The sequence below is a fragment of the Paracoccus sp. (in: a-proteobacteria) genome (assembly GCF_035556475.1).
In the GTDB taxonomy this organism is placed as follows: Bacteria; Pseudomonadota; Alphaproteobacteria; order Rhodobacterales; family Rhodobacteraceae; genus Paracoccus.
Window position 1 is genome coordinate 1 of the sequence record NZ_DATMFA010000067.1, and the last position, 21,832, is coordinate 21,832.

General features: G+C 67.2%; 25 protein-coding genes. 8 read left to right on the forward strand and 17 right to left on the reverse strand.

Features of this window, described 5'->3' with window-relative positions; genetic code table 11:
• Positions 1 to 707 (reverse strand): RuBisCO large subunit C-terminal-like domain-containing protein (locus tag VNQ78_RS08160; protein WP_325688518.1); only part of this gene is annotated, 707 nt, incomplete at its 3' end.
• Between the two features lie 93 nt (positions 708 to 800).
• Between VNQ78_RS08160 and VNQ78_RS08165 the strand changes: the two genes are divergently transcribed.
• Entirely contained in the window at positions 801 to 1,640 is an 840-nt protein-coding gene (locus VNQ78_RS08165) for a phosphogluconate dehydrogenase C-terminal domain-containing protein (protein ID WP_414694052.1), read from the forward strand.
• A gap of 59 nt (positions 1,641 to 1,699) precedes the next feature.
• Positions 1,700 to 2,434 (forward strand): transcriptional regulator NanR, encoded by a 735-nt coding sequence (gene nanR / locus VNQ78_RS08170; RefSeq protein ID WP_325688522.1) that lies wholly within the window; start codon positions 1,700 to 1,702, stop codon positions 2,432 to 2,434.
• Positions 2,435 to 2,481: 47 nt separating this feature from the next.
• Here the strand turns inward: nanR and VNQ78_RS08175 are convergent, their stop codons facing one another.
• From VNQ78_RS08175 to VNQ78_RS08200, 6 genes are read right to left on the reverse strand one after another with little or no spacing between them, the layout of a single operon-like run.
• Positions 2,482 to 3,243, reverse strand: a complete 762-nt coding sequence (locus tag VNQ78_RS08175) for an ABC transporter permease (RefSeq protein ID WP_325688524.1) — start codon at positions 3,241 to 3,243, stop codon at positions 2,482 to 2,484.
• Positions 3,240 to 4,181 (reverse strand): ABC transporter ATP-binding protein, encoded by a 942-nt coding sequence (locus VNQ78_RS08180; protein ID WP_325688526.1) that lies wholly within the window; start codon positions 4,179 to 4,181, stop codon positions 3,240 to 3,242. The genes VNQ78_RS08175 and VNQ78_RS08180 overlap by 4 nt, the downstream gene beginning before the upstream one ends.
• Positions 4,182 to 4,230: 49 nt before the next feature.
• Positions 4,231 to 4,833: an MSMEG_1061 family FMN-dependent PPOX-type flavoprotein gene (locus VNQ78_RS08185; RefSeq protein ID WP_325688527.1), complete on the reverse strand. Its 603-nt coding sequence runs from the start codon at positions 4,831 to 4,833 to the stop codon at positions 4,231 to 4,233.
• Positions 4,820 to 5,587: a lysophospholipid acyltransferase family protein gene (locus tag VNQ78_RS08190; RefSeq protein ID WP_325688529.1), complete on the reverse strand. Its 768-nt coding sequence runs from the start codon at positions 5,585 to 5,587 to the stop codon at positions 4,820 to 4,822. Before VNQ78_RS08190 ends, VNQ78_RS08185 begins: the two co-directional genes overlap by 14 nt.
• On the reverse strand, positions 5,587 to 6,516 hold the full coding sequence (locus tag VNQ78_RS08195) for a cell division protein FtsX (RefSeq protein ID WP_325688531.1): 930 nt from the start codon (positions 6,514 to 6,516) through the stop codon (positions 5,587 to 5,589). The genes VNQ78_RS08190 and VNQ78_RS08195 overlap by 1 nt, the downstream gene beginning before the upstream one ends.
• Complete coding sequence (locus VNQ78_RS08200) at positions 6,513 to 7,187, reverse strand: cell division ATP-binding protein FtsE (protein WP_325688533.1); 675 nt, start codon at positions 7,185 to 7,187, stop codon at positions 6,513 to 6,515. Before VNQ78_RS08200 ends, VNQ78_RS08195 begins: the two co-directional genes overlap by 4 nt.
• Positions 7,188 to 7,312: 125 nt before the next feature.
• Between VNQ78_RS08200 and VNQ78_RS08205 the strand changes: the two genes are divergently transcribed.
• Complete coding sequence (locus VNQ78_RS08205; RefSeq protein WP_325688535.1) at positions 7,313 to 8,233, forward strand: zinc-ribbon domain-containing protein; 921 nt, start codon at positions 7,313 to 7,315, stop codon at positions 8,231 to 8,233.
• A gap of 4 nt (positions 8,234 to 8,237) precedes the next feature.
• Here the strand turns inward: VNQ78_RS08205 and VNQ78_RS08210 are convergent, their stop codons facing one another.
• The 5 genes from VNQ78_RS08210 to argH all read right to left on the reverse strand — a co-directional run bounded on the left by VNQ78_RS08210 (position 8,238) and on the right by argH (position 13,952).
• Positions 8,238 to 10,775 (reverse strand): DUF4175 domain-containing protein, encoded by a 2,538-nt coding sequence (locus VNQ78_RS08210; RefSeq protein ID WP_325688537.1) that lies wholly within the window; start codon positions 10,773 to 10,775, stop codon positions 8,238 to 8,240.
• Positions 10,776 to 10,848: 73 nt separating this feature from the next.
• A complete protein-coding gene (gene lysA / locus VNQ78_RS08215) occupies positions 10,849 to 12,114 on the reverse strand; it encodes a diaminopimelate decarboxylase (protein ID WP_325688539.1) in 1,266 nt (421 codons plus the stop codon).
• On the reverse strand, positions 12,114 to 12,401 hold the full coding sequence (locus VNQ78_RS08220; protein WP_325688541.1) for a DUF2834 domain-containing protein: 288 nt from the start codon (positions 12,399 to 12,401) through the stop codon (positions 12,114 to 12,116). The genes lysA and VNQ78_RS08220 overlap by 1 nt, the downstream gene beginning before the upstream one ends.
• Positions 12,382 to 12,543, reverse strand: coding sequence for a hypothetical protein (locus tag VNQ78_RS08225; protein WP_325688542.1), 162 nt, complete (start codon positions 12,541 to 12,543; stop codon positions 12,382 to 12,384). Before VNQ78_RS08225 ends, VNQ78_RS08220 begins: the two co-directional genes overlap by 20 nt.
• Positions 12,540 to 13,952, reverse strand: a complete 1,413-nt coding sequence (gene argH, locus VNQ78_RS08230) for an argininosuccinate lyase (protein ID WP_325688544.1) — start codon at positions 13,950 to 13,952, stop codon at positions 12,540 to 12,542. The genes VNQ78_RS08225 and argH overlap by 4 nt, the downstream gene beginning before the upstream one ends.
• A gap of 23 nt (positions 13,953 to 13,975) precedes the next feature.
• Between argH and VNQ78_RS08235 the strand changes: the two genes are divergently transcribed.
• Positions 13,976 to 14,521, forward strand: a complete 546-nt coding sequence (locus VNQ78_RS08235) for a TlpA disulfide reductase family protein (RefSeq protein WP_325688546.1) — start codon at positions 13,976 to 13,978, stop codon at positions 14,519 to 14,521.
• Here VNQ78_RS08235 and VNQ78_RS08240 read toward each other — a convergent pair.
• The gene (locus VNQ78_RS08240; RefSeq protein ID WP_325688548.1) at positions 14,496 to 15,080 is read right to left on the reverse strand and encodes a DNA-3-methyladenine glycosylase I; all 585 of its coding nucleotides are present in this window, start codon (positions 15,078 to 15,080) and stop codon (positions 14,496 to 14,498) included. The two genes, VNQ78_RS08235 and VNQ78_RS08240, sit on opposite strands and share 26 nt — an antisense overlap.
• 92 nt (positions 15,081 to 15,172) lie before the next feature.
• Here VNQ78_RS08240 and VNQ78_RS08245 point away from each other — a divergent pair, with 92 nt between their 5' ends.
• The 3 genes from VNQ78_RS08245 to phbB all read left to right on the forward strand — a co-directional run bounded on the left by VNQ78_RS08245 (position 15,173) and on the right by phbB (position 18,111).
• Entirely contained in the window at positions 15,173 to 16,000 is an 828-nt protein-coding gene (locus VNQ78_RS08245) for an EAL domain-containing protein (RefSeq protein WP_325688550.1), read from the forward strand.
• Between the two features lie 110 nt (positions 16,001 to 16,110).
• The gene (locus VNQ78_RS08250) at positions 16,111 to 17,286 is read left to right on the forward strand and encodes an acetyl-CoA C-acetyltransferase (RefSeq protein WP_325688552.1); all 1,176 of its coding nucleotides are present in this window, start codon (positions 16,111 to 16,113) and stop codon (positions 17,284 to 17,286) included.
• A gap of 99 nt (positions 17,287 to 17,385) precedes the next feature.
• On the forward strand, positions 17,386 to 18,111 hold the full coding sequence (gene phbB / locus VNQ78_RS08255) for an acetoacetyl-CoA reductase (protein ID WP_325688554.1): 726 nt from the start codon (positions 17,386 to 17,388) through the stop codon (positions 18,109 to 18,111).
• Positions 18,112 to 18,206: 95 nt separating this feature from the next.
• Here phbB and VNQ78_RS08260 read toward each other — a convergent pair whose 3' ends face one another.
• The 3 genes from VNQ78_RS08260 to VNQ78_RS08270 all read right to left on the reverse strand — a co-directional run bounded on the left by VNQ78_RS08260 (position 18,207) and on the right by VNQ78_RS08270 (position 19,399).
• On the reverse strand, positions 18,207 to 18,371 hold the full coding sequence (locus VNQ78_RS08260) for a YdcH family protein (RefSeq protein ID WP_325688555.1): 165 nt from the start codon (positions 18,369 to 18,371) through the stop codon (positions 18,207 to 18,209).
• 67 nt (positions 18,372 to 18,438) lie between these two features.
• On the reverse strand, positions 18,439 to 19,197 hold the full coding sequence (locus VNQ78_RS08265) for a tRNA1(Val) (adenine(37)-N6)-methyltransferase (protein ID WP_325688557.1): 759 nt from the start codon (positions 19,195 to 19,197) through the stop codon (positions 18,439 to 18,441).
• Complete coding sequence (locus VNQ78_RS08270) at positions 19,184 to 19,399, reverse strand: DUF2007 domain-containing protein (RefSeq protein WP_325688563.1); 216 nt, start codon at positions 19,397 to 19,399, stop codon at positions 19,184 to 19,186. Before VNQ78_RS08270 ends, VNQ78_RS08265 begins: the two co-directional genes overlap by 14 nt.
• A 76-nt stretch (positions 19,400 to 19,475) precedes the next feature.
• Here VNQ78_RS08270 and VNQ78_RS08275 point away from each other — a divergent pair, with 76 nt between their 5' ends.
• Positions 19,476 to 20,477, forward strand: a complete 1,002-nt coding sequence (locus VNQ78_RS08275) for a polyprenyl synthetase family protein (protein WP_325688559.1) — start codon at positions 19,476 to 19,478, stop codon at positions 20,475 to 20,477.
• Between the two features lie 69 nt (positions 20,478 to 20,546).
• Here the strand turns inward: VNQ78_RS08275 and VNQ78_RS08280 are convergent, their stop codons facing one another.
• Positions 20,547 to 21,830 (reverse strand): ammonium transporter, encoded by a 1,284-nt coding sequence (locus VNQ78_RS08280; protein ID WP_325688561.1) that lies wholly within the window; start codon positions 21,828 to 21,830, stop codon positions 20,547 to 20,549.
• Positions 21,831 to 21,832: the final 2 nt, after the last annotated feature.

A 21,832-nucleotide genomic window follows, 5' to 3' on the forward strand; every position in this document is an offset into this window, starting at 1 on the left:
GCCTCGCGCACCATGTCGGCATGGCGCCACATCGCCTCGGTCTCGTCGGTGATGTTGAAGGCATACATGACCTTCTTGCCGGTCCGCTGGGCATGGTCGTTCAGGACGCGCATCACGGCTGCGACCCGCGCCTCCAGCGGGCAATAGCGCCCGTTCGCCTGCAACTCGTCATCCTTGATGAAGTCGATCCCGGCTTCGGCGAGCGTTCTGACCAGCGCGGCGGTTTCCTCGGGCGAAAGGCCGACGCTGGGCTTGATGATCGTGCCGATCAGCGGGCCATCGACACCCGCCAGCCGATGCGTCCCTGCGGCCCCGAAACGCGGACCCGGATTTCCGCGTGCGAAGCTTTCGGGCAGGGTCAGGTCGACCAGCCGAAGGGCCGAGATCTCAGAGAGTTCGAAGAGGTTCCCCGCGACCGTCGCCATCAGGTTCGGCAGCGAGGGGCCGATATTCTCGTCGGGCCAGCTGATGCGGATGCGGCCGCGCTCATAGGCGTTACCCCGGCTGCGGCTGGGAAGCGCGGGCGCGGCGCGGCTTTCCACCACCTCGACCGCCTCGATCCGCGCGCCGGATCGGTCGCGCAGCGCGTCGGTCTCCAGCGCCAGCTTGACGAAGGTGCCAGTCGATTGCTCGCCCGCCAGCACCGCCGCGGCATGGGCGATGCCGCAGGGCGACTCGATCTCATAGACTGCCTCGAACCGTTCCATCGCCCTGCCCTCCACGGCTACACAAATCACCATATTCACAGGTTATACCAGTTGACAAGGCGGGCGCGCACAGGGAATGCTGGCCCGCATGGGATGGAGAGAGCAGCCATGAAGATCGCACTTATCGGCGCGGGCGGGAAAATGGGCGTCCGCCTTGGCCGGAACCTTGCGCAGAGCACCCACGAGATCCGCTATGTCGAGATCAGCGAGGCCGGACAGGCCCGCCTGCGCGACGAGCTGGGGGTCGCGGCAACCTCGCAGGCCGAGGCGCTGGACGGGGCCGAGGTGGTGATCCTTGCCGTGCCCGACACCGCGATCGGGGCGGTTTCGGCCAAGATCGTGCCCCAGCTCGCGCCCGGAACCATGGTCGTGATCCTCGACGCCGCCGCGCCCTATGCCGGGCACCTGCCGGAACGGGACGACATCAGCTATTTCGTGACCCATCCCTGCCACCCGCCGATCTTCAACGACGAGACGACGCCCGAGGGGCGCAACGACCATTTCGGCGGCATCGCCGCGCGGCAATCCATCGTCAGCGCGCTGATGCAGGGACCGGAGGCGGATTTCGCCAAGGGCGAGGAGGTGGCGCGGATCATCTGGGCGCCGATCCTGCGCTCGCACCGCCTGACGATGGAGCAGATCGCGCTGTTGGAGCCCGCATTGGCCGAGACGCTGGCCGCAAGCCTGCTGGCAGTGATGAAGCAGGGCATGGAGGAGGTCGTCGCCCGCGGCGTCCCCGCCGAAGCCGCGCGGGACTTCCTGCTGGGGCACCTGAACATCCTTGGAGCGGTCACCTTCGGCCATGTGCAGGGCGTCTTTTCGGACGCCTGCAACAAGGCGATCGAGAACGGCATGCCCCGCCTGATGCGCGACGACTGGAAGGGCATCTTCGAGCCTGCGGAACTGGCCGAAAGCATCCGCCGCATCACCTGAGCGCTGGCCTTCCCGGCTCTACGCGCCTAGTTTGGCAGCCGGATTTTCAAGGATGACCCATGGCGCTGACCTCCTCCCCCTCCTCGTCCGAAACCAGCGACCGGATCGTGCGCCGGAAGCTTTCGGATCTGGTGCTGGAGCGGCTGACCGCCATGGTTCTCAGCGGAGAGTTGAAGCCGGGCGATACCGTCCCCTCGGAACGCGACCTGATGGCGCGCTTCGGGGTCGGCCGCCCCGCCGTGCGCGAGGCGCTGCAGGCGATGCAGATGCGCGGGCTGATCACCATTGTCCATGGCGAGCGGAGCCGGGTGAACCCGCTGACGGCCGAAATCGCGCTGCATCAGGCCGACACCATGGCGCAGGTGATCCTGTCCACCGCGCCCGAGGCGCTGGACCACCTGAAGGATGTCCGCCGCCTGTTCGAAAGCGGGATGGTCCGCATCGCCGCCGCCAGAGCCACCCCCGAGGAGGTCGCCGAATTGCGCGACCTGATCGCCCGCCAGCGGGCGGCCTTGGGCGACGCGCCCGCCTTCATCGCTTGCGACATCGCCTTTCACCGCCGCATCGCCGAGATCTCGGGCAACCCGATCCTGCGCGCCGTCAGCGAGGCGATGCTGAACTGGGTCTTTCGCTATCACAACGACCTGCTGCACTGGTCGGGCCGTGAGGATGTGACGCTGGGCGACCACCTGCGCATCGTCGAGCGGATCGAGGCCGGGGATGCCGAGGGCGCGGTCGCGGCCATGCAGGCCCATCTCGACCGCTCGACCGGCGTGATCCAGCACCAGCCCTGAGGCCGGACCGGCCCGCCCTCCGCGCGGAAAGCGGGACGGTCAGCCGGTCATTCCCTGAGACGCCAGCCAGTCAGGAAGATCCAGCGGATCGCGGCCATGCAGACGACGATCATCAGCGCGACCGCAATCAGCGAGACGCCCACCGGCACATCGGCGATGCCGAAGAAGCTCCACCGGAAACCCGAGATCAGGTAGAGGACCGGATTGAGCTTGGCCACTCCCTCCCAAAAGGGCGGCAGCATCGCGGCCGAGTAGAAGGCGCCGCCAAGGAAAACCAGCGGCGTGATGACCATCAGTGGCACCACCTGCAATTGCTCGAAGCTTTTCGCCCAAAGCCCGATGATGAAGCCCAGAAGCGAGAAGGCGAGCGCGGTCAAAAACAGGAAGGCGAACATCCAGAACGGATGCGCGATATGGACGCCGTTGAACCAGAAGCTCGTCAAGAGGATCACCAGCGCGATCATCACCGCCTTGGTCGCCGCCGCGCCGACAAAGCCCAGCGTCACTTCCAGCCAGCCGGTCGGGGCCACCAGATATTCATAGATCGTGCCCGAGAATTTCGGGAAATAGATGCCGAAACTCGCATTCGAGACGGATTGCTGAAGCACGGTCAGCATCATCAGGCCGGGCACGATGAAGGCGCCATAGGGCACGCCCTCGATCGCCTGGATGCGCCCGCCGATGGCCGCGCCGAAAACGACGAAGTAAAGCACGGTCGACAGGACCGGCGAGGCGAGCGATTGCCAGATGGTGCGGAAGAAACGCGACATCTCGTGGTCGAACATGGCGCGGACGGAATGCCAGTTCATGCCGAAACCTCTTGCTTCTGGTCCTCGACAAGGGACATGAATATCTCCTCGAGGTTGCTTTGCTTGGTGGATACATCGCGCACGGCGATACCGTGGCGGGTCAATTCGCCCAGAAGGCGGGCAATCCCCGTCCGCTCGGCATTGATGTCATAGTCATATCCCAGCCGCAGTCCGTCGACCGACAGCGTGACGCCCCACGCCGCCAGTTCCTCGGGGATCCGCGCCAGCGGATCGTAAAGCGCGATGGTCAGGCGCTTCTTGCCGAAATCGCGCATCAGCTCGGCCTTGGGTTTGACCAGCAGCAGCTCGCCCTTGTTGATGACGCCGATGCGGTCGGCCATGTCCTCGGCCTCCTCGAGGTAATGCGTGGTCAGGATGATGGTCACGCCCTCGGCCCGCAGATCGCGCACCACCTGCCACATCTCGCGACGGAGCGTCACGTCAACGCCCGCAGTCGGCTCGTCGAGGAACAGCACCTTGGGCCGGTGCGACAGCGCCTTGGCGATCAGCACGCGCCGCTTCATGCCGCCCGACAGCTCGCGCGTCTTGGCGTCGCGCTTGTCCCAGAGCGCGAGGCTGCGCAGCAATTGCTCGACATAGGCGTCGTCCCGGCCGGCGCCGTAAAGGCCGCGGGTGAAGCGCACGCTGTCGATGACCGTCTCGAACGGCTCCAGCGCGATTTCCTGCGGCACGAGGCCGATCAGCTTCCTTGCCGCGCGCCAGTCGGTGCGGATGTCGTGCCCGCCGACACGCACGGTGCCATCGGTCGGGGTCACGAGGCCGCAGATGATCGAGATCAGGGTGGTCTTGCCCGCGCCGTTCGGGCCAAGCAGGGCGAGGATCTCGCCCTCGTTGATCTGCAACGAAACATCCTTCAGCGCGAAGGTGCCTGAATCATAGCGTTTCGAGAGGTGGTCAATGTCGATGATGGGGCTCATCCGTCCGTCCTTCGTTCAGGCGCATGGCGCCGAAGGGCCGGAGGCGCGCCTACCACATGCTGCGGGCGGCGCGTTCCGGCCATTCGGCATCGTAAGTCTCGCCACCCACCTCGCCCATGGTGAGGGCCGCAAGAATCTCTCCCGGCGTGGGCAATCCGGCGGAATCGTCGGCTCCGTCCCACAAACCGGCGCGCAGAACTGCGCGGGCGCATTGGAAATAGGCTTCCCGGACCTGAAGGACAATGACCGCCCTCGGCTCTTTTCCGTCCCGCGCGAAGGAGGCGCGCAGGTCCGCGTCATCCGTCACCCGCGCAAGCCCCCTCAGACGCAGCGCATTCCCCGAGCCGCGCACCAGAAAGATCAGGCTGGCGCGGCCATCCGCGACGATGTTCGAGATCGAGTCGATCCGGTCATTGCCCTTCCAGTCCGGCAGCGCCACATGGCGGGGATCGATCAGCCGCGCGACCGGACCGTCATCGCCACGCGGGCTGGCATCGACGCCGCGCGGGCCGACCGTCGCCAGCACGCAGAAGCGCGCGGCATCGAGCATCGCGGCATATTCCGCCGTGACATGATCGGCCACCTTGCGGATCGAGGTCGCGCCCGGCGCGCCATAGATCTGCGGCAGGTCCGCCGCCTCAAGCCAGCGCATGTTCGCCCCCCGCCAACTGGAACAGCGCGTCGCTGGTCGCCTCGATCCGGTTCTCAAGCTGCCCGAGCAGGTTTTCCCGGCCCTGCGCGTCGGGCAGCGCCGGCAGAAACTCGACCACGGCGGTTCCGGGGCGGATCGGATAGCCGCGCTTGGGCCAGAACATGCCGCAATTCACCGCAACCGGAATGATCGGCAACCCGGTCGCGCCCTGAACGAGGGTCACGCCATGCTTGTAGGGCGCCTTTTGGCCGGGGCGGGTGCGCGTGCCCTCGGGATAGAAGATCAGCTGGCCCAGCCCATGCTCCGAGGCGCGGGCGGCCTCGACCCCGGAGATGATCTGCCGCATCGCCTCTCCTCCACGGGCGCGGTCGATCGGGATGCAGCCGACCTTGCGGGCGAACCAGCCCATGATCGGCACGTTCAGAACCTCGCGCTTCATCACGAAGGCGCGGCGCGGGCAGGCCTGCGCGATGGCGAGGATGTCGAGGAAGCTCTGGTGCTTGGCCGCGACCAGCAGGTCGCCCGCCGGGCGCGTGCCGCGAAATTCGACCCGGATGCCGGCGATGACGCGCGCGCCCCCCAGCATCAGGTCGATCCAGCGCGAGGCCACGCGATAGGCATGTGCGGGGTTGATCAAGGTGCGTGGCAGGCCCCAGAGCCCGACCACAAGCGTCATCAGCGCGGCGTAGACATAGAACAGCCCCGTCCTCAGCCAGGCGAGGGCCGTGGCCGGACGGGGATGATATTGGTCCATCAGCGCACCTCCCTCAGCATCCTGAGCGCGGCCGAGCGTGTGGCGCCAAAACCGATCGCGCCCGCGACCAGCGGGATCAGCAACGGCCAGAGCCAGCCCCAGCCCTGAAACCCGAGGCCAGTCAGGAAGCCGCCCGCCTCGTCCGCCGCGGGCAGCGCCCAGACCGCGACCATACCGACGGCGGTTCCGGCCAGCGCGCCCATGGCCGCGCGGCGGGTAAAGCGGCGCACGAAGGCGGTGGCAATGGTGATATCACGCGCGCCGATCAGGCGCAGGACGCGGATCACCTGACCGTTCGCGGCCAGCGCGGCCTTGGCGGCCAGCGTAATCATCGCGCCCGAGGCCGCGGCGATCAGCAGCAGCGAGAAGAGGCCCAGCAGCCGCAGCCGCCCCGCCGCCTTGACCAGCGGCTCGCGCCAGCGGGTGTGGTCGTCCAGCACCGCGCCCGGCGCCTCGCCCTGAAGCCGCAGGCGCAGCGCGTCGGCGTCAAAGCCCTGCGCCGCCTCGCGCACCTCGACAAGGCGCGGGATCGGCAGCGCCTCGACCGGCATGTCGGGTCCGAACCACGGCTCCAGCAGCTTTTCGACCTCGGTATCGGGCAGCAGCCGGCTTTCGGCGATGCCGGGCGTGGTCTTCAGCACTTCCATCACCGTCACGGTCTGCTCGTCAAGCTGGTCCGGCGGGGCCGAGATGCGCACCGTCACCGTCTCGGCCAACTCGCTGGACCAGCGCTCCGCCAGCCGCCCGGTCGCCAGCGCCAGCGCCAGCGCAAAGACCGCGAGGAAAGCCATCGCCGCGGCCGAGAACACCGTCAGTTGCGCGGTGAAGCCGGTCGGCGGGACCACGCGGTCGGTGCCTGTGGCGTCGGGCCGGGCCAGTCCGCGCCACAGCGCCGCGAGGTCGAGCGATTTCAATGTGCGTTGTTTCACAGGTCCGCCCCCGCCAGTTGCAGCCGCTTCCCGGCAATCCGCAGCACCCGCGCCTGCACCTGCTGCTTGGCGGCGCGGATCAGGTTCATGTCATGCGTGGCGAAAAGCACCGATTTGCCGGAATGGTTCAGCTCGACCAGCAATTGCAGAAGCCGCATCGACATGTCCCAGTCGAGGTTGCCGGTCGGCTCGTCCGCGATGATCAGGTCGGGGGACATGACGACGGCACGGGCCAGCGCCGCGCGCTGCCGCTCACCACCCGAAAGCGAGGGGGGCAGCGCCCGGCTCAGCTGCGTGAGCTGCACCCAGCTCAGCAGGTCCGACAGCGCCTGCATCTCGACATTCTCGCCCGAGACGATCAGCGGCAGGGCGACATTTTCCGCCACCGGCAGATGATCGAGGAACTGGGTATCCTGATGGACGACCCCGACCCGGCGGCGCAGGGCGGCAATCCCGTCGCGGCTAAGTTCGGTCACATCCTGACCGAAGGCGGTCATCCGGCCCGAACTGGGCAGCAGATCGGCATAGCAGAGCCGCAGGAGGGTCGTCTTGCCCGATCCCGACGGCCCGGTCAGGAAATGGAAGGATCCCGGTTGCAGGCTCAGCGACATGTCGGCCAGCAGCGGATCACCTCCGCTATAGCCAAAGGACAGGTTCTGCATCTCGATCACTGGGACCCCCTTCCGTGCGGGCTTCTTGGCTCGCCCTTCGCGGCTTGATAGAACAGTCTGGCGGCGAATGCGAGATACGAGCCAATGCTCCGGGCCGCGATTGCGACAGGCATGGAATATACCGAATGCGACTGACCTGCCCCCGATGCGGTGCCCAATACGAGATCCCGGATTCGGCGATCCCCGCCACCGGGCGCGAGGTCGAATGTTCCGCCTGCAGCGAGGTCTGGCACCAGCCGGGGACCGCGGCTCCGCCCGCTGCTGGGGAAGTGGAGCAGGCTTCGCAACCGGAGGAAAACTACGACCCCGCCGACCGGCCGGCGCTGCATCGCCCGCTGCACGAATCGATCCTGTCGATCCTGCGCGAGGAAACCGCGCGCGAGCTTTCGGCCCGCAAGGGCCTCGCGGCGGAAGATGCCGAAGCGGGCGATCAGGTCGGCTCTGTCCCGGCGGTGGACGAGGCCCCGGCCCCGGTCGATATCCGTTGGCCCGTCGCCACGGTCATCCTGCCGGGAGAGCCGCTGAAACCCGGTGAGGGCGACGAAGCCGCCGGGGACCAGCCGAATCACGCCGAGCCGACCCCGCCCGAGCCGCCAGCCGAACCGCGCCTGCCCGATGCCGCCCGGCTGGCCGCGACGCTGCTGCGCCAACCGCAAAGCGAAACCCTCGATGCCGAGGAAGATCCGGGCATCGAAGAGGAGGACGAGGCGAACCGGCCCGTCATCACCGCCGGGATGCTCCAGCGCCCCGACCGCGAGGAGGTGGCGCCGCCCGCCCCTCCGCCCGTCGCGCAGATCCCCCCTGCCGCGCCCCTCGCACGGCAAGCCGCCCCGGCCCCGCGAAAATCGCGGGCGGGCTATGCGGCGGGCTTCGGCCTTGCGGTCCTGCTGGCCGCAGCGCTGGTCGCCTTCTATGCAATGACCTCCCCCGCGGCCGAGGGAGAAGCGGGTTCGACCGTCTCGGACTGGCGCTCCGGGCTCGATCACGGGCGGCTCTGGCTCTCGGACCGGGCGGGCGCGATCTGGACCCGTATCGCGGGTGAGTGACCGGTCAGAAATCGTCAAGCAGCCGACCGAGATAGTCGCGCTCATCGCGCGGGCGCTCGCGTTCGCCGCTGCGGCGGCGGATCTCGTCCTGAAGGTCGCGGGCGCGCCGCGCCGGGTCGGGGCCTTCGGCCAGAGGCTCGCCGGTGCTGAGCTGGCCGCCATTCCCCGCCGTCGAACGCCCCAGCGGATCCATCGGGGGCTGCCGGCGAAACGCCTCGGCAAGGCCGCGCTGGCCGTTCCTCTCGCCCTCCGGCCCTTCGGGACCGCCCTGCTGCCCGCCGGGCTGCGGCTCTCCCTGCTGGCCGTTCTGCTGGTTCCGGGCCATCATGTCGCCAAGGGCGCGCATCCCTTCGCGCATGTTCTGGATGGCCTGGGCCTGACGCTCCATCGCGCCGGCCTGATCGCCGTCGCGTAGCGCCTGCTCGGCCTCCTCCATCGCCCGGCCGGCATCGTCGAGGTTGCGGCGCGCCTGATCCCCCTCGGCCGTGCCGCGGCCGGGCAGCAATCCGCGCTGGCGGCCCAGATCCTCGCGCAGGGACCGCTGGCGGTCGGCAAGGCTGCCGCCATCCTGCTGCCCCTCACCCTGCTGGCCCTGCTGTTCGCCCTGCTGACCCTGCTGCCCGCCGGGCTGCTGCCACTGGCCGTATTGGTCCTGCATCTCGCGCATGGCCTCGTCGGCAAGGTCCTGCTGCTCGCGCAGCGTCTCGGCCAGCTGGTCCATCGGGCGCTGTCGGCCACCCTCGCCGCCCTGACCCTGCGTGACGCGCATGTTCTGCATCATGCGGTTGAACTGCTCCAGCAATTGCTGCGCCTCGGCCATCCGGCCCTCGTTCATCAGGCGCTGGATCTCGTCCATCATCTGCTGGATCTGGTCGCCGGTGATGCGCTGGCCCTGCTGGGGCGAGCGGTCGAAACGCTCGGATGGGTCCCTGCCCTGCTGCGCCAGCATGTCGGTATAGGCGTCGGTCGCCTCTCGCAATTCGTCCATCAGGCGCTGGACCTCGTCCGGGCTGGCGCCGTTTCGGATCGCCTCGGAGAGCCGCTCCTGCGCCTGCTGCATCCGTTCGAGCGCATCGGCAAGGCCGCCATCCTCAAGCGCGACGGCGGCGTCCCACAACACCTGCGCCAGCTTGTTGCGCGCCTCGTCGGTCAGGGGGCCGCCCTCCAGCGTGCCGATCGCCCCCTTCAGCCCCTGCGCAAGGTCAGGGTCCATGAAACCGTCGGGCTGCCAGCTTATCGTGCGCAAAATCTGCGCGCTGCGCGGCCCGTTCTCGCGCGACCAGAGGAGATCGCGCCGGATCTCGATCAGCGCCGCCGCCAGCGGATCGAAGAAACGCCGCCCCGGCAGGATCATCGCCACGGGTGGCGAGCTGCCCTTCTGGTCGATCCCGTCCGTCACCTCCAGCGAGACGGTGACGGGCAGGTTGGCCCATGGATGGCGCGAAAGGTCGGTGGTGAGTTGCCCGCGCAGGGCCTTGCGGCTCCCGGTCGCGGGCAAGGGCAATTCGATCTCCAGCGTCTCGCGCGGCTCGGGGGGGATGGTAAGGCCGAAGCGCCGGTCGATCGCCCCCATATTCAGCGCGATCCGTGCCTTGCCGCCGGTGACGCCATTGTCATCCGCCGCCGCGAAGGGCTGGATGAAACGCCCGTCGGCGCGGCGGTCGGGGGCCACCACACGCTCGACCGAGGGCGGGGCGTCGGGGATCACGATGACCGGGAACTGCCGGCCCGCAATCTCGATCAGCCCGTCATGGTCGGCGCTGAACTCGGGCGCGGCCGCCTCGCCTTCGGGCAGGTCGCGGCCGATGGTCTGGGACAGCGCCGCCCCCTCGCCATAGATGCGGAAGCTGAGCTTCGAGCCTTGCGGAAGCTCCAGCTCCTGCCCCTCGGGCAGCGCGTTGAGATAGATGGTCGGGCGGCGGGTATAGGCGGGCGGCTCGGCCCAGCCCTCCCAGCCGGGGCCAGCGCCCGGATCGGGGCGGGCATCCGGCGCGGGCCGGAACGTCGCCCCCAGCGCCGCGATCCCCAGACCCAGCTGGCCGGAGGGGGCAAAAACCAGCGTCATGGCCAGCGCCACGAGGCCGACCAGCCGCAGCCCGACCGGATCAAGCCAGCGCAGCCGGGCATCGGGGATGACGGCGCGGGCCGATGCGGCCTCGCTCTCCATCCGCGCCAGATGGGCCTGCCACAGCGCCTCGGACCCGGCATCGTCGCGGCCGATCGCGACATCGTCGCGCAGCGCGGTCAGCGGGCGGCTTGGCAAGGTCCGGTCTACGCGGGCCCGCGCCTGCTCAATGCTTGGCCGCCGAAAGCGGCGGATGCCCCAGAGCGCCGCGATAACCGTCGCCAGCAGCGCCGCGAGGCCGATCCAGAGCAGCGCGCGCGACGACAGAAGCTCGGCCCCGCCAAAGGCCAGTGCGGCCAGCGACAGCGCCAGAACCACGCCCAGCGGCCAGAATGCTCCGGCCACGGCCTCCCACCACATGCCGGCGCGGGTCAGGCCGACCGCGCGTCTGACGCGGGGGAGGTCGGGACGCTTCATGCGCTGCCGCCCCCCGGTCTTGCGGGGGGCCGGCTGACCTCTGCCGGGGCGAGGCGATGGCGTGTCGAAGCGATCAGGCCCATTCCGGGATGGTATCGCGTCCCAGCATTTCCTCAAGCGTCGGTCGCGCCCGAATGACGGCGAATTGATCCCCGTTGACCAGAACCTCGGGCACGAGGGGGCGGGAATTGTATTCCGAGGCCATCACCGCGCCATATGCCCCGGCCGAGCGCAGGGCGACCAGATCCCCCTCGCCGAGACGGGGCAGTTCCACCGCCTTCTCGAAGGTGTCGCCGGTTTCGCAGACCGGGCCGACCACGTCATAGGGCGCGACAGCGGTTCCCGGCGCCTGCTCGATCACCGGAACGATGTCGTGATGCGCGGAATACATCGCCGGGCGGATCAGGTCGTTCATCGCCGCGTCGAGGATCAGGAAATCGCGCCCCTCGCCTTCCTTGAGATAGATCACCGAGGAAAGCAGGATCCCCGCATTGCCCGAGATATTGCGCCCCGGCTCGATCTCGATCTCGCAGCCAAGGTCGCCCACGGCATCGCGAATCACCTGCCCGTATTCGATCGGCAAGGGCGGCGCGTTGTTGTCGCGGCGATAGGGGATGCCGAGGCCGCCGCCCATGTCGAGGCGGCGGATGTCATGTCCGTCCGCCCGCAGCGCGCGGGTCAGCTCGGCCATCTTGGCATAGGCGAGGCGATAGGGTTCCAGATCGGTCAGCTGGCTGCCGATATGCATGTCGATGCCCACGACCTCGATCCCCGGCAGGGCGGCGGCGCGGGCATAGACCTCACGCGCGCGGGCGATCGGGATGCCGAACTTGTTCTCGGACTTGCCGGTCGCGATCTTCTCATGGGTCTTGGCGTCCACGTCCGGGTTCACGCGGACGGCGATCGGCGCGCGCAGCCCCATCCCGCTTGCGACCCTGGACAGCAATTCCATCTCGGGCTCGGATTCGACGTTGAACTGGCGGATGCCGCCTTCCAGCACCATGCGCATCTCGGCCTCGGTCTTGCCGACGCCGGAGAATACGATCCGCTCGCCCGGGACGCCCGCCGCCTTGGCCCGCGCATATTCCCCGGCCGAGACGATATCCATTCCCGCCCCCAGATCGCCCAGAACCTTCAGCACGGCGAGGTTCGAGTTCGACTTGACCGCGAAGCAGACGAGGTGGTCGGTCCATTCCAGCGCCTGCTGGAACAGCTTGAAATGGCGAGTCAGCGTCGCGGTCGAATAGACATAGACCGGGGTTCCGACCTCGGCCGCGATGCGGGACAGGGGCACGTCCTCGGCATGAAGCACGCCGTCCACATAGTTGAAATGATCCATCAGGTGATCCTGCGAGAGCGGATGAAAAGATAAAGCGGCAGCGCGCAACCGATCCCCAGCGCCAGCGCCGGAAAGGTCAGGAAGGCGGCCCAGTTGCGGCGCACCATGGTCTCGACAAGGCACCAGAGGCCGAGGGCGACCTGCGCCACGATCTCGGTCCGGCGTGCGCCCTGCCACAGGGTCTCGCCCTGCCAAAACGCCACTCCCGCGCCCAGAACCGCCAGCCCCAGCCACAAAAGCCGCAGGGGCGTCAGGTCCGAAGCCGGGTCAGAGCCTGGAGACGACACCGAACCGCGCCTCGCCGCTGACATGGACGCCGGGGGCGGGCGTCGGGTCGGGATCGGGCCGCGTCGGCGGTCCATCGACGCCGCAGGCCGCAAGGCTGGCAAGCATCAGCGCGAAAACCGCGATCAGCAGCGTATGGCTCATGCCTGTTCCTCCGACAGAAGGGCTTTCCAGCGCGCAATCTGGGCGCGGACCTGCGCCGGCGCGGTGCCGCCATAGCTGGTGCGCGAGGCGACCGAATTATGGACGCCAAGGACGTTGAACACGTCCTCGGTGATCGCGGGATTGACAGATTGCATCTGCGCAAGCGTCAGCTCCGGCAGGTCGACGCCCGATTTCTCGGCCATGGCGACCAGCGCCCCGGTCGCGTGATGCGCGTCGCGGAAGGGCAGCCCGGCTTCCCGCACCAGCCAGTCGGCCAGATCGGTCGCGGTCGAGAAGCCCGAGCCCGCCGCAGCCTCCAGCCGGTCCTTGTTCGCGCTGAGGTCCGAGAGCATCCCGGTCATCGCTGCCAAGGCCAGCATCAGGTTGTCGGCTGCGTCGAAGACCTGCTCCTTGTCCTCCTGCATGTCCTTGGAATAGGCCAAGGGCAGGCCCTTCATCACCACGAAAAGCGCGACGGCAGCCCCCAGAATCCGCCCGATCTTGGCGCGGATCAACTCGGCGGCGTCGGGGTTCTTCTTCTGCGGCATGATGGAGGAACCGGTCGAGAAACGGTCCGACATGGTGACGAAACGGAACTGGGCCGAGGACCAGATCACCAGCTCCTCCGCCAGCCGCGACAGGTGGACGGCGCAGATCGCGGCCGAGGACAGGTATTCCAGCGCGAAGTCGCGGTCGCTGACCGCATCGAGGCTGTTCGCCATCGGCCGGTCAAAGCCCAGCGCAGCGGCGGTGGCGTGGCGGTCGATCGGGAAACCCGTCCCGGCCAGCGCGGCAGCGCCCAAGGGCGATTCGTTCATGCGCTTCCTGGCGTCGCGGAAGCGGGAAAGGTCGCGGCCGAACATCTCGATATAGGCCATCATGTGATGGCCCCAGGTCACCGGCTGCGCGGTTTGCAGATGGGTGAAGCCCGGCATGACCCAGTCCGCGCCCTTCTCGGCCTGACCCAGCGCCGCACGGATCAGCGCGTCCAGCCCCTTGATCGTCGCGTCGCACTGATCACGCACCCAGAGGCGGAAGTCGGTCGCCACCTGATCATTCCGCGACCGCGCGGTATGAAGCCGCCCCGCAGGCTCGCCGATGATTTCCTTCAGCCGCGATTCCACATTCATGTGAATGTCTTCCAGCGCGGTCGAGAACGGGAAGTCGCCCTTCTCGATCTCTGACAAGACCGTGAGAAGGCCTTCCCCGATCGCCTCGGCATCGCTAGTGCTGATGATGCCTTGTGCGGCGAGCATCGCCGCATGGGCGCGGCTGCCCCGGATGTCCTGGGCATAGAGCCGCTGGTCGAATCCGATCGAGGCGTTGATCGCCTCCATGATCGCGTCCGGCCCTGCGGCAAAACGTCCACCCCACATCTGGTTGGCGGTGCTGGCGGGCTGCTCGGTCATGGCTGGTCCTTCGGGGGGGTGGAATGCTGCGTTCGCTGGTTCTTTATACGGCACTGATGATTGGTGCAAACCCGGCCTTCGCCGGAGAAATCGACTGGCAGGCAGCGCATGACGGCGGACTTGCGAAACTGCAGCAGACCGAACCGGCCCCGGTGCCGGAAACCGCCTTCACCGATCCCGACGGCGGCACCCATTCGCTGAAGGATTATCGCGGCAAGGTCGTGCTCCTGAACTTCTGGGCGACATGGTGCGCCCCCTGCCGCGAGGAGATGCCCTCGCTCGACCAGCTTCAGGCCGAGATGGGCGGCGAGGATTTTCAGGTCGTGGCGATTGCCGCGGGCCACAACCCGCCGCCCGCGATCAAAAAGTTCCTGACCGAGGCCAAGGTGGAGAACCTGCCCGTCCTTCTGGATCCGCGTCAGGCGTTGGCGCGCGAGATGGGCGTCATGGGGATGCCCGTCACCGTGCTGATCGACCGCGAGGGGAACGAGGTCGCGCGCCTGATCGGCGGCGCGGACTGGGCCTCCGAGGCGTCCAAGGCCCTTATCCGGCAGGCGACAGCGCCCTGACGCGGGCATGGCAGTGGCAATCGGCCAGATGGTCGTTCACCAGCCCGCAGGCCTGCATGAAGGCATAGGTGATGACCGGGCCGCAGAACTTGAAGCCGCGTTTCTTCAGCTCCTTCGCCATGGCCTCGGATTCCGGGCTGCGGGCGGGGACATCGGAAAGGCGCGCCGGCGCATTCTGGATCGGCGCGCCGCCGACGAATGACCAGATGAAGGGCGAGAACCCCTCCCCGCCCTCGATCTCGAGATAGGCCCGCGCGCCGGTCACGGTCGCCTCGATCTTGCCGCGATGGCGGATGATGCCGGGATTGGTCAGCGCCCGCGCGATCTCCGGCTCGCCCCAGCGGGCGACGCGCTCGGGGTCGAAACCCTCGAAGCAGTCGCGAAAGCTGTCGCGTTTCCTCAGGATGGTGATCCAGCTCAGCCCGGCCTGAAAGCCGTCCAGCACCAGCTTTTCCCAAAGCGCGCGCGAATCACGCTCGGGCACGCCCCATTCCTCGTCGTGATAGGCGACGTAAAGCGGATCGGTGCCGCACCAGCCGCAGCGTATCGGATCGGTCATGCTTCGTTAACCTCGAGTCCAGAAAGCCACCAAGCTTTACCCGATCTTAGGAGATGACCGCCAGTCTCCGACCCGAAGGCAGGAGCTTGGTTATGACAGATCACATTGAATCAGGGCCGGGATTCGGCTCTCCTCTGGACTTCGCGGTCGATCGGCAATCGCGCATGACAATGGCGACGGTGCGGCGTGCGGTCGCGCGCGGCGATGCGGTGCTGGCCTATCAGCCGATCGTCCGCGCGGACGGGGCCGGACAGGTCGCCTTCTACGAGGGGCTTATCCGCATCATCGACGAGACAGGGCGCATCGTGCCGCTCCGCGATTTCATGGAGCTTGCCGAGACGACCGAACTGGGGCGGCAGATCGACTGCATCTCGCTGGGTCTGGGGCTGGAGGCGCTGGGACAGGATCCCGCGCTCCGGCTCTCGATCAACATGTCGGCCCGCTCGATCGGCTATGCGCCATGGCTCAGGACTTTGCGTGAGGGGATTGCCCGCGACATCAGCCTGGCCGAGCGTCTGGTCCTGGAGGTCACCGAGAGTTCGGCGATGGGCCTGCCCGAGGTGATCGGCCCCTTCATGCAGGAATTGCAGGCCCATGGCGTCAGCTTCGCGCTGGATGATTTCGGCGCGGGCTATACCTCGTTCCGATACTTGCGCGATTTCTGCTTCGACATGATCAAGATCGACGGCCAGTTCGTGCGCGAAATCGCCTGCCAGCGCGACAATCAGGTGCTGGCGCGCGCCCTGCAGTCGATCGCGCATCATTTCGACATGTTCACCGTGGCCGAGCAGGTCGAGACAGCCGAGGACGCCGCCTTCCTGATCGAAATGGGCATCGACTGTCTGCAGGGCTATTACTTCGGGGCGCCGACCATCGTGCCGCCGTGGCGTTCGCCTAATTCCGCCGCCAAGAGAACCTGATCCGGCGCGCCTTCCGACCTGCTGCGCTGCCCTGCCCCGCTTGACCTTGCGGCATGAAACGGCAAGCTTCGCCTGAAGCCGTTTCCGCAGTTCTAAGGAAGGAACCTGCCATGACCAGAGCCGTAATCGTATCCGCCGCCCGCACGCCGGTGGGAAGCTTTCTCGGATCCTTCGCCAATACCCCCGCCCATGACCTTGGCGCGATCGTCCTGAAGGCCGTGGTCGAACGCGCGGGCATTGACCCGGCAGAGGTTTCCGAGACGATCCTCGGTCAGGTTCTGACCGCCGCGCAGGGCCAGAACCCCGCCCGTCAGGCCCATATCAAGGCCGGCCTGCCGCAGGAATCGGCGGCATGGCTGCTCAATCAGGTCTGCGGCTCGGGTCTGCGCGCGGTCGCGCTGGCGGCGCAGCAGGTCAGCCTCGGCGATGCGCAGGTCGTCATCGCGGGCGGGCAGGAATCGATGTCGCTTTCGCCCCATGCCTCCTACATCCGCGCCGGCCAGAAGATGGGCGACATGAAGATGCTGGACACGATGATCCGCGACGGCCTCTGGGACGCTTTCCAGGACTATCACATGGGCCAGACGGCCGAGAATGTCGCGGCGAAATGGCAGATCTCGCGCATGGCGCAGGATGAGTTCGCCGTCGCCTCGCAGAACAAGGCCGAGGCGGCACAGAAGGACGGCCGCTTCGCCGACGAGATCACGCCGGTGACGCTGAAGACCCGCAAGGGCGATATCGTCGTCGATGCGGATGAATATATCCGCCACGGCGCCACGCTCGACGCGATGGAGAAGCTGCGCCCGGCCTTCACCAAGGATGGCAGCGTGACTGCGGGCAATGCCTCGGGCCTGAACGACGGCGCGGCCGCCGTGCTGGTCATGTCCGAAGAGGAAGCGGCGCGGCGCGGCCTGACCCCGCTCGCACGGATCGCCTCTTATGCGACGGCCGGGGTCGACCCCGCCATCATGGGCACCGGCCCGATCCCGGCCAGCCGCAAGGCGCTGGAAAAGGCCGGCTGGTCGGTCGGCGACCTCGATCTGGTCGAGGCGAACGAGGCCTTTGCCGCGCAGGCCTGCGCCGTCAACAAGGACATGGGCTGGGATCCGGCCATCGTCAACGTGAACGGCGGCGCGATCGCCATCGGCCACCCGATCGGCGCCTCGGGCGCGCGCATCCTGAACACCCTGCTTTTCGAGATGAAGCGCCGCGACGCGAAGAAGGGTCTAGCCACGCTCTGCATCGGCGGCGGCATGGGCGTCGCCATGTGCCTCGAACGCCCCTGAGGTCAAATCTGAAAACGGGTTCGCGCAACTATCTTGCGCGAACCGCTTCCTGTCGATAACACAATTATACGGCCTTTTCATTTTGACCCGGGAGGTATCATGACGAAAACCGCTTTGGTGACAGGGGGAACCCGAGGTATCGGCGCAGCCATATCGCAAGCGCTGAAAGAGGCTGGCTATCAGGTCGCGGCGAATTACGCCGGCAATGACGACGCCGCACGCGCCTTCACCGAGGAGACCGGCATCAAGTCCTTCAAATGGTCGGTCGCCGATTACGAAGCCTGCGAGGCCGGCATCCGCCAGGTCGAGGCGGAACTTGGCCCTGTTTCCGTGCTGGTCAACAATGCCGGTATCACCCGCGACGCCATGTTCCACCGCATGACCGCCCAGCAATGGAAGGAAGTCATCGACACGAACCTCAGCGGTCTTTTCAACATGACCCACCCGCTGTGGTCGGGGATGCGCGACCGGAAATATGGCCGCGTCATCAACATCAGCTCGATCAACGGGCAGAAAGGCCAGGCCGGGCAGGCGAACTATTCGGCGGCGAAGGCAGGCGATCTCGGCTTCACCAAGGCCCTGGCGCAGGAAGGCGCACGCGCGGGCATCACCGTGAACGCGATCTGCCCCGGCTATATCGGGACCGAGATGGTGCGCGCCATCGACGAGAAGGTCTTGAACGAGCGGATCATCCCGCAGATCCCGGTCGGCCGGCTGGGCGAGCCCGAGGAAATCGCGCGCTGCGTGGTCTTCCTCGCCTCCGAGGATGCGGGCTTCATCACCGGCTCCACCCTCACGGCCAATGGCGGGCAGTTCTTCGTCTGACGCAAGGCCCGGAAACGGCAACGGCCCGCGAGGTTTCGCGGGCCGTTTCTCGTTGAACTTGTCAAAAAATCCGTGTCGATGCTCAAACCGGCCGGTCAGTGCGACAGGCGCGAGATTTCCTCCTTGAGGCGCAGCTTTTCCTTTTTCATCTGCGAGATGGAAAGATCGTCCATGCCGGGGCAGCGGCGCGCCGCCTCGATCTGATCGGAAAGTGACTGATGTTTGCGGCGAAGCTCCTGAACATGGGATTCAACCGACATTTCGTCCTCCTTGGATTGATCGAACGGACACGATTGCAACACAGAATCGTCGCAATGTCACCGTCAATCAGGGCTTCCAGAGGGTGAGGGGTCCGCCTCCGCTCAGGACGGCGCGGGCGGCCTCCGTCAGGTCCTCCGCGTCGACGGAATGTGACGGTTTTGCGTGCATGATGAAGGGGAAAAGCAGGCGGGTGGGCGCGCGTCCCCCCTTGCGGGCCAAGACGATCACGCGGCCCGCTTCGCGTCCGCTTCTGGCGCTGACTGGCAGGATTGTGATCGCGCCCGCGCGTGTCCCAAGTGCCGCGAGGATTTCAGGGATTCGCTCGGCCCGATGGATCAGGGCAAGGCTGCCTCCGGGGCGAAGCCGCCGCAGACCCGCCCCGATCCAGTCGGCAAGCGGCGTCTCCTCGTGCCGCGCGGCGCCACGACCGGCATCGGGGGCAATGGTGCCTGCCGAAAAAAAGGGCGGGTTGGCGATCACATGGTCAAAGCTCTGCCCGCGCAGCGCGGCGGGCATCCGGGCAAGGTCGCCTTCGACGATCTCGGCCTCGATCCCGTTCTCCTGCGCGTTCAACCGGGCGAGACCGGCATAGAGGGGCTGCCGCTCCAGCCCGGTCAGCACCAGACCCGGAACCCGGAACCCCAGACAGAGAATCGCGACCCCTGCCCCGCAGCCCAGTTCCAGCACCCGGTCGCCCGGTTTCGCGGGACAGGCGGCCGCCAGCATGACCGCGTCCGCCCCGGCGCGATAGCCCGCGACAGGCTGCGCGATGCGCAGCCGCCCGCCAAGGAAGCCATCGGTGCTGATCGCCTCAGCGTCCGTCATCTATCTCGTTGTCGCGCAGGACCGCGCGGGCCATGAAAAGATCGCGGTCGGCCACCATCAGCCGCCGGGGCAGGATGCCCAGCGACCCTTCCAGCACGCTCATGTGCTGGTCCAGCGGAAATGCGGCAATTCCCTCCGACTCGAGCAGGTCGGTGGCCCGGGTGATGAGGAGCGGATTCGTGGTGCGCAGGACTTCCTTCATGGCGAGGGAAGGTAAGCGGCGGTTGCGCAACTGTCCATGGCGTGGCAATGGCTTGCAAGCGAAAGGGAATTGGCAGATGGGCATGAACGAAAACGTCTCCAAGCCGCTTGACCGGCTTTCTACCGAACTGGCCGGCGACATGGCGGCAGTCAACGCGCTGATCCGCGACCGGATGGCGAGCCGGCATGCCCCGCGCATTCCCGAGGTGACGGCCCATCTCGTCGAGGCGGGCGGCAAGCGTCTCAGGCCGATGCTGGTCCTCGCCGCGGCGCGGCTCTGCGGCTATCAGGGCGAGGCGCATGTGCTGCTGGCCGCCGCGGTTGAGTTCATCCACACGGCCACCCTGCTCCATGACGACGTCGTCGACGAAAGCGAGCAGCGGCGCGGCAGGCCGACGGCGAACCTCCTCTGGGACAACAAGTCCAGCGTTCTCGTCGGCGACTATCTGTTTGCCCGCAGCTTCCAGTTGATGGCCGATACCGAAAGCATGCAGGTCATGCGCATCCTCGCCAATGCCAGCGCCACCATCGCCGAGGGCGAGGTGCTGCAACTGACGGCCGCGCAGGACATCACCACGACCGAGGACACTTACCTCCAGATCGTGCGCGGCAAGACGGCGGCGCTTTTCTCGGCGGCGACCGAGGCGGGGGCGGTGCTGGCGACCGGGGATGAGGCCGTCCAGCGCGCCATGTTCGACTATGGCGACGCGCTGGGGATCGCCTTCCAGATCGTCGATGACCTTCTGGATTATGGCAGCAGCAGCACGACGATCGGCAAGAATGTCGGCGACGACTTCCGCGAGCGCAAGCTGACCCTGCCGGTGATCAAGGCCATCGCCGCCGCCGACGCGGAGGAGCACGCCTTCTGGAACCGCACCTTCGCCCTTGGCCAGCAGGAGGACGGCGATCTGGAAACCGCGCTGACCATCCTGAAGCGCCGGGGCGCGCTCGACGCCGCGCGCGCCGATGCGATCGCCTGGGCCGAGCGCGCCAAGACGGCGCTGGATCAGGTTCCGGGCCATCACCTGCGGCCGATCCTCTCGGACCTCGCCGATTACGTGGTCGCCCGCCTGTCCTGATCCTACGGCACGCAGCGCATGAAAAAAGCCCGGCATTGCCGGGCTTTTCCTTTTGCCGGGGTCTTGGCCTCAGCTGTTATAGGCGTTCTCGCCATGGGTGATGATGTCGAGGCCCTGACGCTCATCATTTGCCGGGACGCGCAGGCCGATCACGGCCTTGACGATCAGCAGCGCGACGAAGGACACGACCCCCGACCAGACCACCGCGACCACGACGCCCAGCGTCTGGGTCATGACCTGACCCGCGATGCTGTAGCCTTCTGCCACGGCGCCGGTCGCATAGTCGAAGACACCCGTGCCACCCAGCGACGGCGCGGCGAAAACACCGGTCAGGATGGCGCCGATGATGCCGCCGATGCCGTGGATGCCGAAGACGTCGAGGCTTTCGTCGATGCCCAGCTTGGATTTCAGGCTGACGACGAACCACATGCAGACGAAGCCCGCGACCAGACCGATGACGATCGCGCCCATCGGGCCGACGAAGCCCGCGGCCGGGGTGATGCCGACGAGGCCCGCAATCGCGCCCGAGACACCGCCCAGCAGCGAGGGATGGCCGCGGAACAGCCACTCACCGAAGGCCCAGGCAAGGGCGGCGGCAGCGGTCGCGACGACCGTGTTCAGAAGGGCCAGCGCAGCGGTGCCGGTGGCTTCCATGTTCGAGCCGGCGTTGAAGCCGAACCAGCCGATCCACAGCAGGCAGGCGCCGATGAAGGTGAAGGGCAGGTTGTGCGGGGCCATCAGCTCCTTGCCATAGCCAAGGCGCGGCCCGACCATGATCGCGGCGACGAGGCCAGCGATACCGGCGTTGATATGGATGACGGTGCCGCCCGCGAAGTCGAGGTCGCCATGGCCGAACAGATAGCCACCGGGCGCGTCATAGGCGCTGGGACCGCCCCACCACCAGACCATGTGGGCCATCGGCAGGTAGGAGAAGAAGAACCAGATCACCACGAAGAACAGGATCGCCGAGAACTTCATGCGCTCGACCGTGGCGCCCACGATCAGCGCCGAGGCGATGCAGGCGAAGGCAAGCTGGAAGACGACAAAGATATATTCGGGGACGAAAACGTTCTGGGTGAAGGTCTCGGCCAACGAACTGGGGTCGACGCCCGAAAGGAAGGCTTTCGAGAAGCCGCCGATGAAAGGGGTCAGCGCGGTCGCCTCCTCGGCCGAGCCTGCGCCGGTGAAAGCCAGCGAATAGCCGAAGCAGACCCAGAGCAGCGCCACGACGCAGAAGACGGTAAAGACCTGCATCAGCACCGAGAGCATGTTCTTGGCCCGGACAAGTCCCCCATAGAACAGCGCGAGGCCCGGAATGGACATCATCATCACCAGGATGGCGGAGACCATCATCC

What these genes read in the sequence shown, in the direction of transcription:
- VNQ78_RS08165 (WP_414694052.1), top strand. Translation starts at nt 801, where the DNA reads ATGGAGAGAGCAGCCATGAAGATCGCACTTATCGGCGCGGGCGGGAAA.
- nanR (WP_325688522.1), top strand. Translation starts at nt 1,700, where the DNA reads ATGGCGCTGACCTCCTCCCCCTCCTCGTCCGAAACCAGCGACCGGATC.
- VNQ78_RS08175 (WP_325688524.1), bottom strand. Translation starts at nt 3,243, where the DNA reads ATGAACTGGCATTCCGTCCGCGCCATGTTCGACCACGAGATGTCGCGT.
- VNQ78_RS08180 (WP_325688526.1), bottom strand. Translation starts at nt 4,181, where the DNA reads ATGAGCCCCATCATCGACATTGACCACCTCTCGAAACGCTATGATTCA.
- VNQ78_RS08185 (WP_325688527.1), bottom strand. Translation starts at nt 4,833, where the DNA reads ATGCGCTGGCTTGAGGCGGCGGACCTGCCGCAGATCTATGGCGCGCCG.
- VNQ78_RS08190 (WP_325688529.1), bottom strand. Translation starts at nt 5,587, where the DNA reads ATGGACCAATATCATCCCCGTCCGGCCACGGCCCTCGCCTGGCTGAGG.
- VNQ78_RS08205 (WP_325688535.1), top strand. Translation starts at nt 7,313, where the DNA reads ATGCGACTGACCTGCCCCCGATGCGGTGCCCAATACGAGATCCCGGAT.
- VNQ78_RS08210 (WP_325688537.1), bottom strand. Translation starts at nt 10,775, where the DNA reads ATGAAGCGTCCCGACCTCCCCCGCGTCAGACGCGCGGTCGGCCTGACC.
- lysA (WP_325688539.1), bottom strand. Translation starts at nt 12,114, where the DNA reads ATGGATCATTTCAACTATGTGGACGGCGTGCTTCATGCCGAGGACGTG.
- VNQ78_RS08225 (WP_325688542.1), bottom strand. Translation starts at nt 12,543, where the DNA reads ATGAGCCATACGCTGCTGATCGCGGTTTTCGCGCTGATGCTTGCCAGC.
- argH (WP_325688544.1), bottom strand. Translation starts at nt 13,952, where the DNA reads ATGACCGAGCAGCCCGCCAGCACCGCCAACCAGATGTGGGGTGGACGT.
- VNQ78_RS08235 (WP_325688546.1), top strand. Translation starts at nt 13,976, where the DNA reads ATGCTGCGTTCGCTGGTTCTTTATACGGCACTGATGATTGGTGCAAAC.
- VNQ78_RS08240 (WP_325688548.1), bottom strand. Translation starts at nt 15,080, where the DNA reads ATGACCGATCCGATACGCTGCGGCTGGTGCGGCACCGATCCGCTTTAC.
- VNQ78_RS08245 (WP_325688550.1), top strand. Translation starts at nt 15,173, where the DNA reads ATGACAGATCACATTGAATCAGGGCCGGGATTCGGCTCTCCTCTGGAC.
- VNQ78_RS08250 (WP_325688552.1), top strand. Translation starts at nt 16,111, where the DNA reads ATGACCAGAGCCGTAATCGTATCCGCCGCCCGCACGCCGGTGGGAAGC.
- phbB (WP_325688554.1), top strand. Translation starts at nt 17,386, where the DNA reads ATGACGAAAACCGCTTTGGTGACAGGGGGAACCCGAGGTATCGGCGCA.
- VNQ78_RS08260 (WP_325688555.1), bottom strand. Translation starts at nt 18,371, where the DNA reads ATGTCGGTTGAATCCCATGTTCAGGAGCTTCGCCGCAAACATCAGTCA.
- VNQ78_RS08265 (WP_325688557.1), bottom strand. Translation starts at nt 19,197, where the DNA reads ATGACGGACGCTGAGGCGATCAGCACCGATGGCTTCCTTGGCGGGCGG.
- VNQ78_RS08270 (WP_325688563.1), bottom strand. Translation starts at nt 19,399, where the DNA reads ATGAAGGAAGTCCTGCGCACCACGAATCCGCTCCTCATCACCCGGGCC.
- VNQ78_RS08275 (WP_325688559.1), top strand. Translation starts at nt 19,476, where the DNA reads ATGGGCATGAACGAAAACGTCTCCAAGCCGCTTGACCGGCTTTCTACC.
- VNQ78_RS08280 (WP_325688561.1), bottom strand. Translation starts at nt 21,830, where the DNA reads ATGATGGTCTCCGCCATCCTGGTGATGATGATGTCCATTCCGGGCCTC.